This window comes from Sphingomonas sp. Marseille-Q8236 (assembly GCF_965112005.1).
Genome location: NZ_CBCOPO010000001.1, coordinates 1,217,105 through 1,231,554 on the forward strand (window position 1 = coordinate 1,217,105; position 14,450 = coordinate 1,231,554).

General features: G+C 66.8%; 18 protein-coding genes and 1 tRNA gene. 3 read left to right on the forward strand and 16 right to left on the reverse strand.

All coding sequences use genetic code 11. The annotated features are described in order from the left end of the window. Window positions 1-31: 31 nt before the first annotated feature. The 12 genes from ACWPWT_RS05745 to ACWPWT_RS05800 form a co-directional block, all read right to left on the reverse strand. Window positions 32-107 (reverse strand) — tRNA-Phe (locus ACWPWT_RS05745). Between the two features lie 31 nt (window positions 108-138). Further along, the gene (locus ACWPWT_RS05750) at window positions 139-306 is read right to left on the reverse strand and encodes a DNA gyrase inhibitor YacG (RefSeq protein WP_261271090.1); all 168 of its coding nucleotides are present in this window, start codon (window positions 304-306) and stop codon (window positions 139-141) included. Further along, complete coding sequence (locus tag ACWPWT_RS05755; protein ID WP_454278897.1) at window positions 303-1,256, reverse strand: ribonuclease; 954 nt, start codon at window positions 1,254-1,256, stop codon at window positions 303-305. The genes ACWPWT_RS05750 and ACWPWT_RS05755 overlap by 4 nt, the downstream gene beginning before the upstream one ends. Beyond that, a complete protein-coding gene (locus ACWPWT_RS05760) occupies window positions 1,249-1,818 on the reverse strand; it encodes a Maf family protein (protein WP_261271119.1) in 570 nt (189 codons plus the stop codon). Before ACWPWT_RS05760 ends, ACWPWT_RS05755 begins: the two co-directional genes overlap by 8 nt. 14 nt (window positions 1,819-1,832) lie before the next feature. After that, on the reverse strand, window positions 1,833-2,051 hold the full coding sequence (gene infA / locus ACWPWT_RS05765) for a translation initiation factor IF-1 (protein ID WP_007403889.1): 219 nt from the start codon (window positions 2,049-2,051) through the stop codon (window positions 1,833-1,835). Between the two features lie 175 nt (window positions 2,052-2,226). After that, window positions 2,227-4,200, reverse strand: coding sequence for an alpha/beta hydrolase family protein (locus tag ACWPWT_RS05770; protein WP_261271088.1), 1,974 nt, complete (start codon window positions 4,198-4,200; stop codon window positions 2,227-2,229). Window positions 4,201-4,278: 78 nt separating this feature from the next. Beyond that, window positions 4,279-5,184 (reverse strand): thiamine-phosphate kinase, encoded by a 906-nt coding sequence (gene thiL, locus ACWPWT_RS05775; protein WP_454278898.1) that lies wholly within the window; start codon window positions 5,182-5,184, stop codon window positions 4,279-4,281. A 28-nt stretch (window positions 5,185-5,212) separates the two neighbouring features. Continuing rightward, window positions 5,213-5,668, reverse strand: coding sequence for a transcription antitermination factor NusB (gene nusB, locus ACWPWT_RS05780; protein ID WP_454278899.1), 456 nt, complete (start codon window positions 5,666-5,668; stop codon window positions 5,213-5,215). A gap of 175 nt (window positions 5,669-5,843) precedes the next feature. Further along, window positions 5,844-6,260, reverse strand: a complete 417-nt coding sequence (aac(6'), locus tag ACWPWT_RS05785; protein ID WP_454278900.1) for an aminoglycoside 6'-N-acetyltransferase — start codon at window positions 6,258-6,260, stop codon at window positions 5,844-5,846. Beyond that, on the reverse strand, window positions 6,257-7,552 hold the full coding sequence (gene hisD / locus ACWPWT_RS05790) for a histidinol dehydrogenase (protein ID WP_454278901.1): 1,296 nt from the start codon (window positions 7,550-7,552) through the stop codon (window positions 6,257-6,259). Before hisD ends, aac(6') begins: the two co-directional genes overlap by 4 nt. Continuing rightward, window positions 7,549-8,211 carry an ATP phosphoribosyltransferase gene (gene hisG, locus ACWPWT_RS05795; protein ID WP_454278902.1) on the reverse strand — a complete coding sequence of 221 codons (663 nt, stop codon included), beginning with the start codon at window positions 8,209-8,211 and terminating at the stop codon, window positions 7,549-7,551. The genes hisD and hisG overlap by 4 nt, the downstream gene beginning before the upstream one ends. A gap of 181 nt (window positions 8,212-8,392) precedes the next feature. Beyond that, the gene (locus ACWPWT_RS05800) at window positions 8,393-9,112 is read right to left on the reverse strand and encodes a murein L,D-transpeptidase catalytic domain family protein (protein ID WP_454278903.1); all 720 of its coding nucleotides are present in this window, start codon (window positions 9,110-9,112) and stop codon (window positions 8,393-8,395) included. Window positions 9,113-9,310: 198 nt separating this feature from the next. On the opposite strand from ACWPWT_RS05800, the gene ACWPWT_RS05805 reads away from it, so the two are divergent. Then, window positions 9,311-9,916, forward strand: a complete 606-nt coding sequence (locus ACWPWT_RS05805; protein ID WP_261271081.1) for a L,D-transpeptidase family protein — start codon at window positions 9,311-9,313, stop codon at window positions 9,914-9,916. 60 nt (window positions 9,917-9,976) lie between these two features. Here the strand turns inward: ACWPWT_RS05805 and ACWPWT_RS05810 are convergent, their stop codons facing one another. Both ACWPWT_RS05810 and ykgO read right to left on the reverse strand, forming a co-directional pair. Then, complete coding sequence (locus ACWPWT_RS05810; protein WP_454279890.1) at window positions 9,977-10,633, reverse strand: HAD family hydrolase; 657 nt, start codon at window positions 10,631-10,633, stop codon at window positions 9,977-9,979. A 12-nt stretch (window positions 10,634-10,645) separates the two neighbouring features. After that, window positions 10,646-10,771, reverse strand: coding sequence for a type B 50S ribosomal protein L36 (gene ykgO, locus ACWPWT_RS05815; protein ID WP_003046794.1), 126 nt, complete (start codon window positions 10,769-10,771; stop codon window positions 10,646-10,648). Between the two features lie 208 nt (window positions 10,772-10,979). Here ykgO and ACWPWT_RS05820 point away from each other — a divergent pair, with 208 nt between their 5' ends. After that, window positions 10,980-11,600, forward strand: a complete 621-nt coding sequence (locus ACWPWT_RS05820; RefSeq protein ID WP_454278904.1) for a DUF4136 domain-containing protein — start codon at window positions 10,980-10,982, stop codon at window positions 11,598-11,600. A 4-nt stretch (window positions 11,601-11,604) separates the two neighbouring features. Then, window positions 11,605-12,711 (forward strand): M14 family metallopeptidase, encoded by a 1,107-nt coding sequence (locus ACWPWT_RS05825; protein WP_454278905.1) that lies wholly within the window; start codon window positions 11,605-11,607, stop codon window positions 12,709-12,711. An 88-nt stretch (window positions 12,712-12,799) separates the two neighbouring features. On the opposite strand, the gene pgmG is transcribed toward ACWPWT_RS05825, so the two are convergent. Beyond that, the gene (pgmG, locus tag ACWPWT_RS05830; protein ID WP_454278906.1) at window positions 12,800-14,173 is read right to left on the reverse strand and encodes a phosphoglucomutase/phosphomannomutase PgmG; all 1,374 of its coding nucleotides are present in this window, start codon (window positions 14,171-14,173) and stop codon (window positions 12,800-12,802) included. Continuing rightward, window positions 14,166-14,435 carry a DnaJ domain-containing protein gene (locus tag ACWPWT_RS05835; RefSeq protein ID WP_261271077.1) on the reverse strand — a complete coding sequence of 90 codons (270 nt, stop codon included), beginning with the start codon at window positions 14,433-14,435 and terminating at the stop codon, window positions 14,166-14,168. Before ACWPWT_RS05835 ends, pgmG begins: the two co-directional genes overlap by 8 nt. Window positions 14,436-14,450: the final 15 nt, after the last annotated feature.

Here is a 14,450-nt window from a genome sequence, read left to right on the forward strand (position 1 = left end):
GCGAACCGATACACCATCCATGTCAGGAAAATGGTGCCCAAGGGCGGGATCGAACCACCGACACTGCGATTTTCAGTCGCATGCTCTACCAACTGAGCTACTTGGGCCCACACCGCGATTGCGATTGGAGGCGTGCCTTTAGGGGTGGTTTTCGCCCATGTCCAGCCCTTCTTCGTCACTTTCCTTGACGGGAATGCGATAACCTTCGCCCAGCCATTGTAACAGGTCGCGATCCTTGCACCCGCGCGAGCAAAAAGGAGCATGGTCGGCGGCGCTGGGTTTGTCGCAGATGGGGCAGGTGGTCATGACGCTCGTTCCAGTTTCAGCGGGCGACCGGTGCGGCGCGCGATGTCGTCGCGCCAGTCGGGATTCGCCATCAATCGATCATATAGGGAGCCGGAGAGCCGGTGCACGGGAACCGGGCCCGGCGGCTCGCGCTCCCATTGCCGCAGCAGCGCACGGGCGCGCGCGCCGATCGGATCGATGCCTAGCCGCTCGGGAATCGAGGCACGCGGGCGGGGCCGCACGATCTGGAGAAAGCCGAAACCGTTGACCGCCGTGCGTTCGAAGGGAAGGGGCAGGGCGTCGTCCAGCGCCTCCGCCACCGCCTGACGCGGGGCCTTGCCCTCCAGCGTCGGGAAGTCGATGCCGATCGACCCGCCGATGCCGTGGCGCAGGATCGCCTCCGCCACCGCCCGCGCCGCCGCAATCGACAATGGTTCGTGCGGCGGACAGCCATCGACGTCGAACAGCGTCATCGCCGGGGTCGGCGTCATCCGTAGTACGCCGGGGCCGAAGCCGATCTCCCCCGTCACCGCTTCGTCAAGCAGTTCGGACCAGCCCGCCGCCTCCAGATCATCCGGCTGATGCGCACGAAGTTCGCGGACCGGCACGCCCGATGCCAAAATCCGCGTGTGGAGGTCGGGGCCCGGCGCTGGTGTCGCGTCTTCGGGAGCGATCACTGCCTTGGGCAGCTTCGAGCGGCCACGTTCGGGGATCGCCTCGCGGGTGACCAAGACGGTCAGGCTGGCGCCCTGCGTCATCCCCTTCGGCACCGGCGCGAGCAAGACATCGCCACCCTGCGCCAGCGTCACCCGCCCCTGACGACCGGGAAGCAGTTCCACCAGCCGTCCTTGCGCCACCGTGCCGACGGTCAGCGTGCCGGTCAGCTCGATCGCGGCCTGGACGATCCGGCCATCCTCGACCAGCGCGGCGCGCGCTTCGCCGATCCCGGCCTCATAGAGCCATTCAGACAAGCGGCAGTCCGGCGGCTTTCAACAGGGCGCGAGTTTCGAACAGCGGCAGGCCGATCACCCCCGAATGGCTGCCCTGCAGAAAGCGCACGAACGCCTCGGCACGGCCCTGGATGGCATAGCCCCCGGCTTTGCCCAGTCCTTCGCCGCACGCGATATAGGCGTCGATCTCGTCCTCGGAGAGCGGCTTGAATGCGACGATGGTGTCGGCCAGCCGGGTACGGACCTTTCCGCCCGCGTCGATCACGCACACCGCCGATAGCGCATGATGGCGTCGCCCGGACAGCAGGCGCAGCAGCTTGCGCTGCACGTCTGGCGTATCGGCGGGGGGCAGGATGCGGCGGCCGACCGCGATGGTGGTGTCGCCCGCGACGACGATCTCGCCTTCGGCACGGGTGACCGCCTGGGCCTTTTCCACCGCCAGGCGCAGTGCATAGACGCGGGGAAGCTCGGCGGCGCGGGGCGCTTCGTCGATATCGGGCGAGGCGGTGCGCTCGGGCACGACTCCCAGTCGCGCCAGCAGATCGCGGCGGCGCGGCGAGGAGGATGCAAGGACGAGCGGCATAAGAGGCCGGTCGCTCACTTGAAGCGGTAGGTGATCCGGCCCTTGGTCAGGTCATACGGCGTCAGCTCGACGAGCACTTCGTCGCCGACCAGCACGCGGATGCGGTTCTTGCGCATCTTGCCCGCCGTGTGCCCCAGGATCTCGTGATCATTCTCGAGCTGGACGCGGAACATCGCATTGGGGAGCAGTTCCACCACGCGGCCGCGCATCTCGAGCAGTTCTTCCTTGGCCAAAAAATACCTCGGTTCGTCGTGTTATAGGGTATGTCGAAGAGGCGCCGCCATAGCCGCAAAGGCTCGAAAAGGAAAGGCGCGGTCGTTCGACTCCGGATATGGGGTCGGAACGGGGTTTGGACAAGATGACTGGCCCTGCCATTCCTCCCCCTTTCAGGGGAGGAATGAGGGGCTTCTACGCCGGGTTATGCTCGGCCAGGAACGCCGCCATCGCCTTGAGGAATTCCAGCCGATCCTCCGAGCGGGTGAAATGGTGGTCCGCCAGCGGCTGCTCGATATAATTGACCGGCTTGCCCGCGGCCTTCAGCGCCGAGACCATCATCCGCGACTGGTTGACCGGCACGCGCTTGTCCTCCTTGCCGTGCACGATCAGCAACGGGATGGTCATGTCGGCCGCGCCGAAGCGGGGCGAGACGGCACGGTAATCGGGGGCCTGTTTGTGCAGCCAGTCGGCGCGCGTCTTGCTGAACAGGAAACGCGAGTCGTAGCGCTTCATTGCCTGGAGATCGGACACGCCCGCATAGGATACCGCGCACCGGTACAGCGCCCCGTCGCGCTGCGCCGCGCGCATCGCCGCATACCCGCCATAGGAGGCGCCGACCATGCACACTCGCTTGGGGTCCGCGATCCCCTGCTTGGCGAGCCAGGTCACCGCGTCGTTCAGGTCGTCCTGCATCTTCAGGCCCCATTCGCCCTGGCCCTTCAGCGCGAAGGCGGTGCCATAGCCGGAGGAGCCGCGATAATTGGGTTGGATCACCGCATAGCCGAGCTCGGCAAGATACTGGCTCCACCAGTCCCAGCTTTCCGAATCGCGCGCGAACGGTCCGCCATGCGGAAGCACGATCAGCGGCAGATTCTTGTCCCCCCGACCTCGTGGCAGGGTCAGGATCGCCTCGATCTGCGTGCCGTCGCGCGCGGGATAGCGCAACGTGCGCACTGCGGACAGCCGCTGGCCCTTCAACTGCGGGTTGTTCCAGGCCAGGAACTGCATGTTCCCGTAATCCGTGTCCCAATAATATAGTGCGCCCGGCGTCGTCGGTCCGCTGACATCGATCAGGAAGCGGGTCCGGGCGCGGTTCCACGACACGATCTCCGCCCGGCGCGGCGCCACCGCCTTGTCGAGCTGCGCCTGCAATTCCTTGACGCGCGGGTCGGTCCAGGCATCGTGATAATATTGGTCGGTGTAGCGGATCGCCGAAAGATCGTCGCCCGTCTCGTTCCCGATGATCCCGTCTATGTCGTAACCCGAAACGGTGCTGAGCTTGCGGCCCAGCTTCAGGTCGGGCAGCGAGACTTCGTACAGCGCATCATAGCCATCGCTGTCATCGATCGCGAGGGCGGTGCCGTCCGCGCGGAAGATGCTGGGCACCAGTACCGATTCGTCCTTGCGGCCATCGGCGCGCGCGATCGTGCGGAAGGATTCGGCGTTGGACTGACGATAGAGAAGGCTCTTCTGTCGCGTCGAATCGGAATAGCGGACGCCCATGCGCAACTGGCCCTGGCCATCGGCATACCAGTCCCACACATCCGTTTGCCCGGCGGCGATCCGCTTGACCTTGCCGGTCGAGACATCGGCTTCGAAGACCGAGGGATAGACATCGTCCATCGAATAGATGCCGGTCTGCTTGGCGAACAGGATGCGCGGGCTGCCGTCCCTGGCGGCCCATAGTACCTCGTCGGCGCGAAAGCCCGATCGTTCCCAGTCGATCCGATTGGTCTTGGTCATGTCGGCGCGGATGCCGAGCATTCGGGTGATATAATATTCCTCTCCCTCGATCACCTGCTTCGCACCGAGCCCGACGAGCAGCCACTCGTCATTGACCCAGCGCCACCAGTTGACATCGACCTTCTCGTTGATCGGGACGATCGCAGGCTTGCTCTGTCCTTTGACCAGGGGGACGACCATCAGATATTGCTGGCCGTTCAGCGCGCGCTTGCCCGCGATCCGGGTGCCGTCGGGCGACAGCGAGGGCTTTTCCATTTCGGGCAGCGCGGCAAAGGCCTCCACCGGTAGCGGGCCCGACTTGACCGGAGCAGCGGGCGCGGAGGTCGCTGCGGGCTTCGCCGGTTCCTGCGTCACGCCCGTCAGCGCCATCAGGGCAAACGCCGCCACCGACGCACCCAGCATCCTCGTCACACCAATCTTCATCATTCCCCCTTGGCCGGATCGTCTCCCCAGGATCCGGTCGGCCCAGAATATCACGGCCACGCGTGGGCGGAAGGGGGTTCAGCGATCGGGCCTGTGCTCGAAGCCCAGGCGTGGGGGCAGGGCGACGGGGCCCCCTGCGTCGTAAAGCGACAGACCCTGGCCCGGGGCAAAGACGCCGATCCGCGTCGCGGCGACCGGCGGGGTCGCATCGGCGGGCAGCGCGAACAGCAATTCATAATCGTCGCCGGCCGTCGCCGCAGCCAGTCGCGCCGCGCGATCCTCGCCGCCATGGACGCGCGCCTCCGACGACAGCGGCACGGCATCCAGGTCGATCGACACCGCCAATCCGCTCGCCAGCGCCATCCGCGCGGCATCGATCAGCAGCCCGTCGGACACGTCCATCATCGCATGGACCAGCGGTCCCAGCGCGCGCCCCTCGGTCAGGCGGGGCAGCGGGCGGCGATAGGCGTCGCGGAGCGCGATCGGGCCATAGCCGCCCCGCGCTATCGCCAGGCCCAGCCCGGCATCGCCGATCGTGCCGGTGACCCACAGGGCATCGCCGGGCCTTGCTCCGTCGCGCGCCGGGGCGGGGGCGTCCCGTCCGAACGCGGTCAGGGTCAGGACCCGGCATCCACGCAGCGACACCGTATCGCCGCCGATCAGCCGGACATGAAATCGGTTCATGACCGCGCCCAGCCCGTCGAGAAACGCCCGGTCCCACGCGGCGTCGCCCAACGGATAGTTGAGCATCACCCCCTCGACCAATGCCCCCTTGGCCGCCAGATCGGACAGGTTGGTCGCGACCAGTTTCCACGCGACATCGGCGGGCGGGTCATGGGGCAGGAAATGCACGCCTTCGACCAGCGTGTCGGTGGTGACGACCAGCGGCGCGGCATCGAGCACGGCACCGTCATCCACCAGCCCGCGCGCGCCGGGGTGCAACGGCATCCGGCGTAGCGCGGCAATGAAGTCCGCCTCGTTCATCGCGGGATGCCCGTGGCGGCTCCGGAGATCAGGCCCGCGCGACCTTGGCGATCGCGTCGAGCAGGCCGTTGACGAAGCCCGATTCGCGCTTCTCGTAGAAAGCGTGGGCGACATCGACATATTCGCTGATCACCGCGCCGACCGGCACGTCGTGACGGGCGAGCAGTTCGTAAGTGCCGGCGCGCAGGATCGCCTTCATCGGCTTGTCCAGCCGGTTCAGCGTCCAGCCCTTGGCCAGCTTGTCCTCGATCATCCGGTCGATCTCGCCCAGACGGGCATGGACGCCCCTGACGATGTCGTCGAAGAAATCGGTATCGGCATCGGCATATTCGACGTCTTCGATCGTCGCGCCGATCCGGTGATTGTGGAATTCGTGCAGCAGCGCGGCGAGCGGCGTCTGTTCCATGTCATGCTGGTAAAGCGCCTGAACGGCGGCAAGGCGCGCGGCGGCGCGCGCCTGGGTACGGGCAGGAGGACGAGTCATGGCGGGCCTTTACCGGGCTGTCGCCAATTCGTCACGTATTTTGGGAGAGGCTGGGTGGGACGTGGTGCGGGGCGTGGCCTTCGACTTCGCTCAGGCTGAACGGGGTTTGGAATCCAGCCCCGTTTCCCACTCTCCGTTCAGCCTGAGCGAAGTCGAAGGCCAAGGGCCGAAACCCTCACAAATCCCGACGGAAATACACCACCCGCTCGGTCTCGACGAACCCCAGCGCGCGGTGCATCGCATGCGAGTCGGTATTGGCCAGTTCGGCATCCGAAGCGAACTCGGCACAGCCCTGCGCCCGGCCCCAATCCGCCACCGCCGCGACCAGCGCCCCGGCCACCCCTTGGCGGCGATGGCCCGGATCGACATAGAGCCCTTCGAGAAACAGTACCGGCGAGCCGTCGCATCCATTGACGTAATCGCGCCGCACCGCCGCCTCGGCCAAGCCGATCACCCGGCCGTCCGCCAGCGCAACGAAATTCCCGTCACCCACGGGCAAATCCGCCGGATCGCCCGCGTCCTCGCCCCAAAGCGCCGCCCGCAACGCCAGCCATCCTTCCCGATGCTCCGGCGTGGCGGGCGCGACGATCATCGGTTGAGCCGCAACCGCAGCGCCACCGACTTGGCGTGGGCCGGAAGCCCCTCGGCATGGGCCAGCGCCACCGTCGCGGGGCCGAGCTCGGCCAGTGCCGTCTCGGTCAGGCCCAGGAAGCTGGTCCGCTTCATGAAGTCGAGCACCGACAGCCCGCTGGCGAAGCGCGCGCGGCGCCCCGTGGGCAGGACATGGTTCGGCCCGGCGACATAATCGCCGATCGCTTCCGGGGTATGGCGGCCCAGGAACACCGAGCCCGCATGGCGCAGCCGGTCGAACAGGGCCTGTGGATCGTCCACCGCCAGTTCCAGATGCTCGGGCGCGAGCCGGTCGACCAGCGGCATCGCTGCCTCCAGCGAATCGACGACGATGATCGCGCCATTCGCATCCCAAGCGGTGCGCGCGACGCTGGCGGTCGCCAGTTCGGGGATCTGCCGGTCGACGGCTTCGGCCACGCGGGTCGCAAAGTCGGCATCGTGGGTGAACAGGATCGACTGGGTGACGGTGTCGTGCTCGGCCTGGCTCAACAGGTCGGCGGCGATCCAGTCGGGGTCGTTCTTGCCGTCGGCCACCACGACGATCTCGGAGGGGCCCGCGACCATGTCGATGCCGACCATGCCGTACACCTGGCGCTTGGCCTCCGCGACCCAGGCATTGCCGGGGCCGGTGACGACATCGACCTTCTGGATGCGGCCCGCACCATAAGCCAGCGCGCCTACGGCCTGCGCGCCGCCGACCCGCCATACCTCGTCCACGCCAGCCAGATGCGCGGCGGCGAGGACGAGATGGTTGATCTCGCCCTTGGGTGTCGGCGTGACCATCACCAGCCGCTCGACCCCGGCCACCTTGGCGGGGATCGCGTTCATCAGCAGCGAGGAGGGATAGGCCGCGCGGCCGCCGGGGACATAGATCCCGGCCGCGTCCACCGCCGTCCAGCGGGCGCCCAGCCGCACGCCCTGCGCATCGACATAGTCGGTGTCGGTCGGCTTCTGCCTTTCGTGATAGGCCCGGATGCGCGCGGCGGCGAGGTCGAGCGCGGCCCGCAATTCGGGCTCCAGCGCGTCATAGGCGGCGCGACAGTCGGCCGGTTCGATCCGCCAGCCGGTTTCGGCCAGATCGTGCCCGTCGAACTGCTTGGTGAAGGCCGCCACCGCCGCCTCGCCATCGTCACGGACCGCACGCAGGATCACCTGCACGTCGCGCGCGACATCGGCATCGCTCTCGCGCCGGGCATCGACCAGTTCGTCGAACGCGGCGGCAAAGCCCGATTCTTGCGTGTTCAGCCGGATCATGCCGCTTCCCTCTCGGCCACCGCGCGGCGGAACGCCTCGACCAGCGGCACCACGGCGCTGCGCGTCTTCATCGCGGCGCGGTTGACGACCAGCCGCGAGGTGACCTCCTCGATCACCTCCACCTCGACCAGCCCGTTTTCCTTCAGCGTGCGGCCCGACGACACCAGGTCGACTATGCGCGGCGCCAGGCCCAGCGTCGGGGCCAGCTCCATCGCGCCGTTCAGCTTGACGCACTCGGCCTGCACGCCCCTCGCGGCGAAGTGGCGGCTGGTGATATGCGGATATTTGGTCGCGACGCGGACATGGCTCCATCCGCGCGGATCGTCGCCCTCCGCCATCGCGACGGGCTCGGCGACCGAGATGCGGCAATGGCCGATCTTCAGGTCGACGGGCGCATACAGCTCGGAATAGCCGAACTCGGACAGCACGTCCGATCCGACGATACCCAGCTGTGCCGCGCCATGCGCGACGAAGGTGGCGACGTCGAAGGCGCGGACGCGGATCAGCTCGATGCCGGGGACATCGGTCGCGAAGCGCAGCGCGCGGCTGTCCTTGTCGGTGAAGGCCGGTTCGGGCTGGATGCCGGCGGCGGCGAGCAGCGGCAGCGCCTCGGCCAGGATACGTCCCTTGGGGACGGCGATGATGAGCGGCTGGACCATGAGGATCGGGGGCTTAACCCCCGCCACCGGGGATCGCAATTCTTATCCTCCCCAGAAAGGGGAGGGGGACCACCGCGCAGCGGTGGTGGAGGGGGCATGCCGCAAGGGACGTACTGCGTGGCAATCCCCCTCCGTCAGGGCTTCGCCCTGCCACCTCCCCGCGCCGGGGAGGATTTGGGATTTACACCTTCGCCGCGTAGATCATCCGGCCGGGGCCCAGGTTCGCGAACACCCGATCGAGGTCGTTTTCGCCGACCGCGAAGCAGCCTTGGCTACGCCCCAGCATGCCGTGCGTCTTGATCATGTCGCGATTGGCGTACCAGGCCGAGTGCACCACGATCGCGCGACCCAGCGCATTGTCGTTGGTCGGGTCGAGCCCGACCAGACGCTGCGACCGGCCATGCTTGCCGACATAATAATCGTCGGTCAGGAAGGCGCCCTCGCTGCTGGCGTTCGAGTTGAACGCGTTGGAGAAGCGCTGGAGATATCCGCTATGCGACGGGTCCGAGCCGCTGCCATGCGAGACGAGGAGCGACTGGCTCTTGCCGCTGACCAGATCGACCAGATGCAGACGGGGCTCGGACGAGCCGACCGCGAAGTCGACGATCGCCATCCGGTCGCGCTGGCGGACCCGCGACCCATGCTGTTGCAGCGAGGCCATCGCCGCCCGCAGCAAGGCGGGGCGGACGACCCGCGACGAGGCGAGGATCGGCTGTGCCGGGATCGGCGAGGGCAGCGTCGGATGATGGGGAAGCGGTGGCTGACGCATCGGCCGCAAATCGCCGGCGGTCAGACGTTCCCGGGCATTGGCCGCCCCCGGTACCGCGAGCGCTCCAGCCAGAACCAGAGCGTTCTTCAACAGCGCGCGCCGACCCGGCGCAGCGTCCAGATTATCGAGCATCGTGATCCTTCAAACCCCAGAAATCCCGCGACTCCGATGTAGCAGACAAGGGGCGATTTTTCTGCCCGTCCCGGCTCGGTTGATCGCTTGGTTCCATCGACTCGGCGGAAAGTTCCGTCCCACTGCAAAAAATATTGATCGGCACAAATTGTCTATTGACGGGTTTAACAAATTGTGAACTCGCCAAGGAAAAGGGATATGAAGGCTTTTGCTTTTGCCGCCCTGTTGGGTGCCACGACGCTGGGTTTCGCGGCGCCCGCCATCGCGGCCGATGACGGTCCGGCAACGGCCACGGTGGCGCAGGCCGCCGCCGCGCTGGCCCCCAACCGCTTCGTCTGGGCCGACCCGCAGATGACCGCGGTCGATCCGGTCGCACAGCCGGTGACGGTGGTGATCAGCCTGCCGATGCAGCGTGCCTATGTCTATCGCGGCGACGCGATGATCGCGGCCGCCTCCGTGTCGACCGGCAAGGACGGGAAGGACACGCCGACCGGCATCTTTCCGATCCTGCAGAAGCGCGAGATGCATCGCAGCAACCTGTACAACGACGCGCCGATGCCGTTCATGCAACGGCTGACCTGGGATGGCGTCGCGCTTCATGCGGGCAATAATCCGGGCTTTCCGGACTCGCATGGTTGCATCCGCCTACCCACCGCCTTTGCCAAAAAGCTGTTTTCGATCACCTCGGTCGGCACGACGGTGATCGTAACGGATGAAATGGTCGGGGATCATTTCGATCCGGCGCTGCTGGCGACCGAGACTTCGCAGGCGAACCAGACGCAATTGGCGTCGCTGGATCGGTAAGGCGGAGTCTTCGACGTCGGTGTTTGCCGTTGGGATTGTCCCGAGCGATTGGCTCGTGCGTTAAGCGACCAAGCCCAAGTCCCGCAATCGCGGCCGCAGGCCCGCCACATCGGTGAAGTGCAGCGCATGGATGCCCAGGGCGGCCGCTGCGTCGATATTGGCCAGATTGTCGTCGATGAATACCGCCTGCGCAGGCTCCAGCCCGAACCGGGCGAGCGCGAGGCGGTAGATGGCGGGATCGGGCTTCACCAGCTTCTCGGTCCCCGACACCACCACGTCGCGGAACCGGTCGAACAGCGCCGCTTCCCGCGCGCGGAAGGGCGGCCAGAATTCGTGGCTGAAATTGGTGATCGCAAAGAGCGGCACGCCCGCCGAATCGAGCTCGGCGACCAGTTCGTGCATTCCCGGAATCGGATCGCCGATGCTGTCGTTGAAGCGCGGGCCCCAGGCGGCGATCAGGTCGCGATGCTGCGGGTGCAGCGCGATCAGCTCCGCCGACGTGTCGGCGAAGTCGCGGCCCGCATCATGCTGGAAATGCCATTCGGTGGTGACGACGTCGCGCACAAACGCATCGAGCGCCCGATCGTCCGCGATCAGGCGCCGATACAGGATCCGGGGATCCCAGTCGTACAGGACACGGCCGACATCGAAGATGACGGCAGTCGGCCGATCGGAACGGGCCACGGACACGCCGCCGACCTCGTCCTGTTCGATCAGCCCCAAGAGCGATTAGCCCTGGCGCGCCTTGAAACGACGGTTGGTCTTGTTGATGACATAGGTGCGGCCGCGACGGCGGATCACGCGGTTGTCCCGGTGACGATCCTTGAGCGACTTCAGGGAATTGCGGATCTTCATGATCGATTCGCTTCTTTTGAACTGGAGGGTGATCTGGAAAGCGTCGCCGCCTAGTGGCAAAGGCTGCGCAAGTCAAGGTTGGCCGGGTCGGCGGATGACATCCATCTGTTCTTCGGCATCACGATCCACGCGGGCTCTTCCGCCGCAGGATCAACCCCCATATGTCATGCGTTGCCCATCCGTAACATCCTCCAAGGTGCTGTTGTCCATGAAAGCCCGTTCGCTCCTGATCCTCGCGGCCGCCGCCGGAACGCTGGCCGCCTGTTCCACCACGGGCGGGCGGCTGCCCCCGACCGAGGTGATTCGCTATCATCTGGGTGAGCCGATCGCGCGCGGAACCGTCCGGGTCGAACCGCTGTCCAGCACCGGGCCCGCCAGCATCGAGTTCAAGACCTATGCTGCGGCGGTGGAAACCGCGCTGTTGCGCAACGGCTATTCGTTGCCGCAGGGCGATGCGCAGCCCGACTTCATCGCCACCGTCGCCTTTACTCGCGCCAACCGACTGGGCCCGCCGCGCCCGTCGCCCTTCTCGATCGGCCTGGGTGGGGGCGGCTTTTCGGGCGGTCGCGGCGGTGGCGGCGTCGGCCTGGGCGGGGGCCTGAGCTTCCCCATCGACAAGAGCCGCCCGCAAGAGATTATCGGCACCGAACTCTCGGTCCAGATAAAGCGTCGCGTCGACCAGTCGCCGATCTGGGAAGGCAGCGCGCGCAACATCGCGCCGGTCGAGGCGCTGGCCCGCGTCGATGCGCAGGTTCAGGCCGCCAAGCTGGCCGATGCGCTGTTCACCAAATTCCCCGGCGAGTCGGGCCGCACGGTCGAGGTGAAGTAAGGGCATGACGCTGACCATCAATGCGGCGTTCGACGGCGGCAATATCCGCGTCGTGCGTGTCGAGGGCGATCGGGTCGATCTGGAGATCGTGGCTGACACCGACTCGGACTTCTATCAGTGGTTCTATTTCCGCGTCGGCGGGGCGAAGGGGCGCGATCTGACCTTTCGCATCCTGAACGGCGCGGGTTCCGCTTTTCCACAAGGCTGGCCCGGCTATCACGTCCGCGCCTCGACCGATCGACAGGATTGGCGGATGACGCCGACCGCCTACGCCGATGGTGTGATCGAGTGGCAATGGCGCGGTGACAGCGACCTGGTCTGGTTCGCCTATTTCGAGCCCTATACGATGGAGCGTCACCATGATCTGGTCGCGCGGATCGCGGCCAGGGGCGTGCATCACGAAGAGCTGGGTCAGACGCTCGACGGTCAGGCGATCGACTATTTCCGGATCGGTTCGGGGCCGAGGCGGGTCTGGCTCTATGCCCGGCAGCATCCGGGCGAGTCGATGGCCGAATGGTGGATGGAGGGCGCGCTCGACTGGCTGACCAGCCCGGCCGCCGAGCCGCTGTTGGCCAAGGCGACCGTCCATGTCGTCCCCAACATGAATCCGGACGGCACGCGTCGCGGGCATTTGCGCACCAATGCGGTGGGCGTGAACCTCAACCGCGAATGGCACGCGCCCACCCCCGAACGCAGCCCCGAAGTGCTGTGCGTACGCAACCGGATGGACCAGACGGGCGTCGATTTCGCGATTGACGTGCATGGCGACGAGGCGATTCCGGCCAACTTCATCGCCGGCTTCGAGGGCATTCCGAGCTGGACCGAAGAGCATGGCGCCAAATTCTACGAATATGGCCGTCGCCTGGCCGGGCACACGCCCGACTTCCAGACCCAGATGGGCTATGAAAAGGCGAGCGCGGGCAATGCCAATCTCGCCATGTCGACCAATCAGGTCGCCGAGCGCTTCGGCGCGGTGTCGGTGACGCTGGAAATGCCGTTCAAGGACCATGATCCCAACCCGGATGCAGTGCATGGCTGGTCGGGCGAACGGTCCGCGAAGCTGGGCGTGTCGTGCCTGGAGGTTCTTTCGGAGATGATCGGGGAAATCTGATCCGGCTGTGGGGGGAGGCCCTGGGATAGGGCTTCCCTTGGCCTTCGACTATGCTCAGCCTGATCGAAGTCGAAGGGCACGCCCGACACTATCGCCGCACGCCCTCCGCCGTCAGATAGCGGTCCAGCTCGGCCAGCACCCGCTCCAGCCCCGCCGCATCGCCCGACTCGGCGCGCACCGTCAGCGCGGCCTGCGTGTTGGAGGCGCGGAGCAGCCACCAGCCATCCGCTGTTCGCACCCGGACGCCATCGGTGTCGTCGACCGTGGCTCCTTCACGCCGCAGCGCCGCCTCCACCCGGTCGACGATGGCGAATTTGTCCGATTCGGGCACGACGATTCGGGTTTCGGGAATGTCGACCATGGCGGGCATCGCCCCGCGCAACTCGGTCATCGAGCGACCCGCCAGATGCACCGCGCGGATCAGGCGGATCGCGGCGTAATGGGCATCGTCGAACCCGTACCATTCGCCCGCGAAGAACATATGGCCCGACATCTCGCCGCCCAGCGGCGCGCCGGTTTCGACCATCTTGGTCTTCATCAGGCTGTGGCCGGTCTTCCACATCACCGCCTGCCCGCCCAGCCGCTCGACATGATCGAACAGCGCCTGGCTGGCCTTCACATCCGCGACGATCGGCGCACCGGGATATTCGGCGAGCATAGGGGCCGCCAGCAGCATCAATATCTGGTCGCCCCAGATCACCCGCCCCTGTCCATCGACCGCGCCGATCCGGTCGCCATCGCCATCGAAAGCGAATCCGAAATCAAGCTTCCTGTCCGCGACCAGTTGCTTGAGCGCGTCCAGATTACTCTCGACTGTCGGATCGGGGTGATGATGCGGGAAATGACCGTCCACATCGGTGAACAGCGTATGATGCTCACCCGGCAGGCGCTGGACCAGCTTTTCGATCACGGGGCCCGCCGCGCCGCTGCCGCAGTCCCAGCCGATGCGGTAGCTACCCCCGGCATAGCCCGCCATCAGCCGGTCGACATAGGCATCCAGAATGTGGTGGGATTCGACCCGGCCCGCCCCTTGCGTCCAGTCGCGCGCGGCGGCCATCCGCGCCAGATCCTGCACATCCTCGCCGAAAAAGGGGCGGTGGTGCAGCACCATCTTGAAGCCATTGTCGTCACGGGGATTATGGCTGCCGGTTACCTGTACGGCACCGTCCACTTCCAGGGTCGCCTCGGCGAAATAGACCATCGGCGTGGGGCCCAGGCCCAGGCGGACGACGTCGACGCCGCTGTCGGTCAGCCCCTCGACCAGCGCCGCCTCCAGCGCGGGGGAACTCAGCCGCCCGTCGCGGCCGACCGCGACCCGCGTGCCACCCGCCCGCCGCACCCGCGTGGCGAAGCCCCGCCCGACAGCATAGGCGGCCGCTTCGTCGAGCGTTTCGGGAACCGTGCCGCGCACATCATATTCGCGGCACGCGCCGGGGTGGATGGCGGCGGGGCGCTCAGCCATGGCGGCGCTCCAGCAACAGGTCGCGCGCGGCATTCACCCGCCGCGTCAGATCCGCCGAGCCGCCGCGATCGGGATGAACCTGTGCCACCAGCCGCCGATGCGCCTGCCGGATCGCCTCCGCATCGGCGTGCGGCGGCAGGTCCAGGATCGCCAGCGCCTCCGCCTCGTCACGGGGCAGGCGGGGCTTTGGGGCGGGCCTGGTCGGGCGGGGCATATAGCGCCACACCAGCCAGATCACCGCCAGGGCGATCAGCCATTTCACGTAAAACGGGCTCCC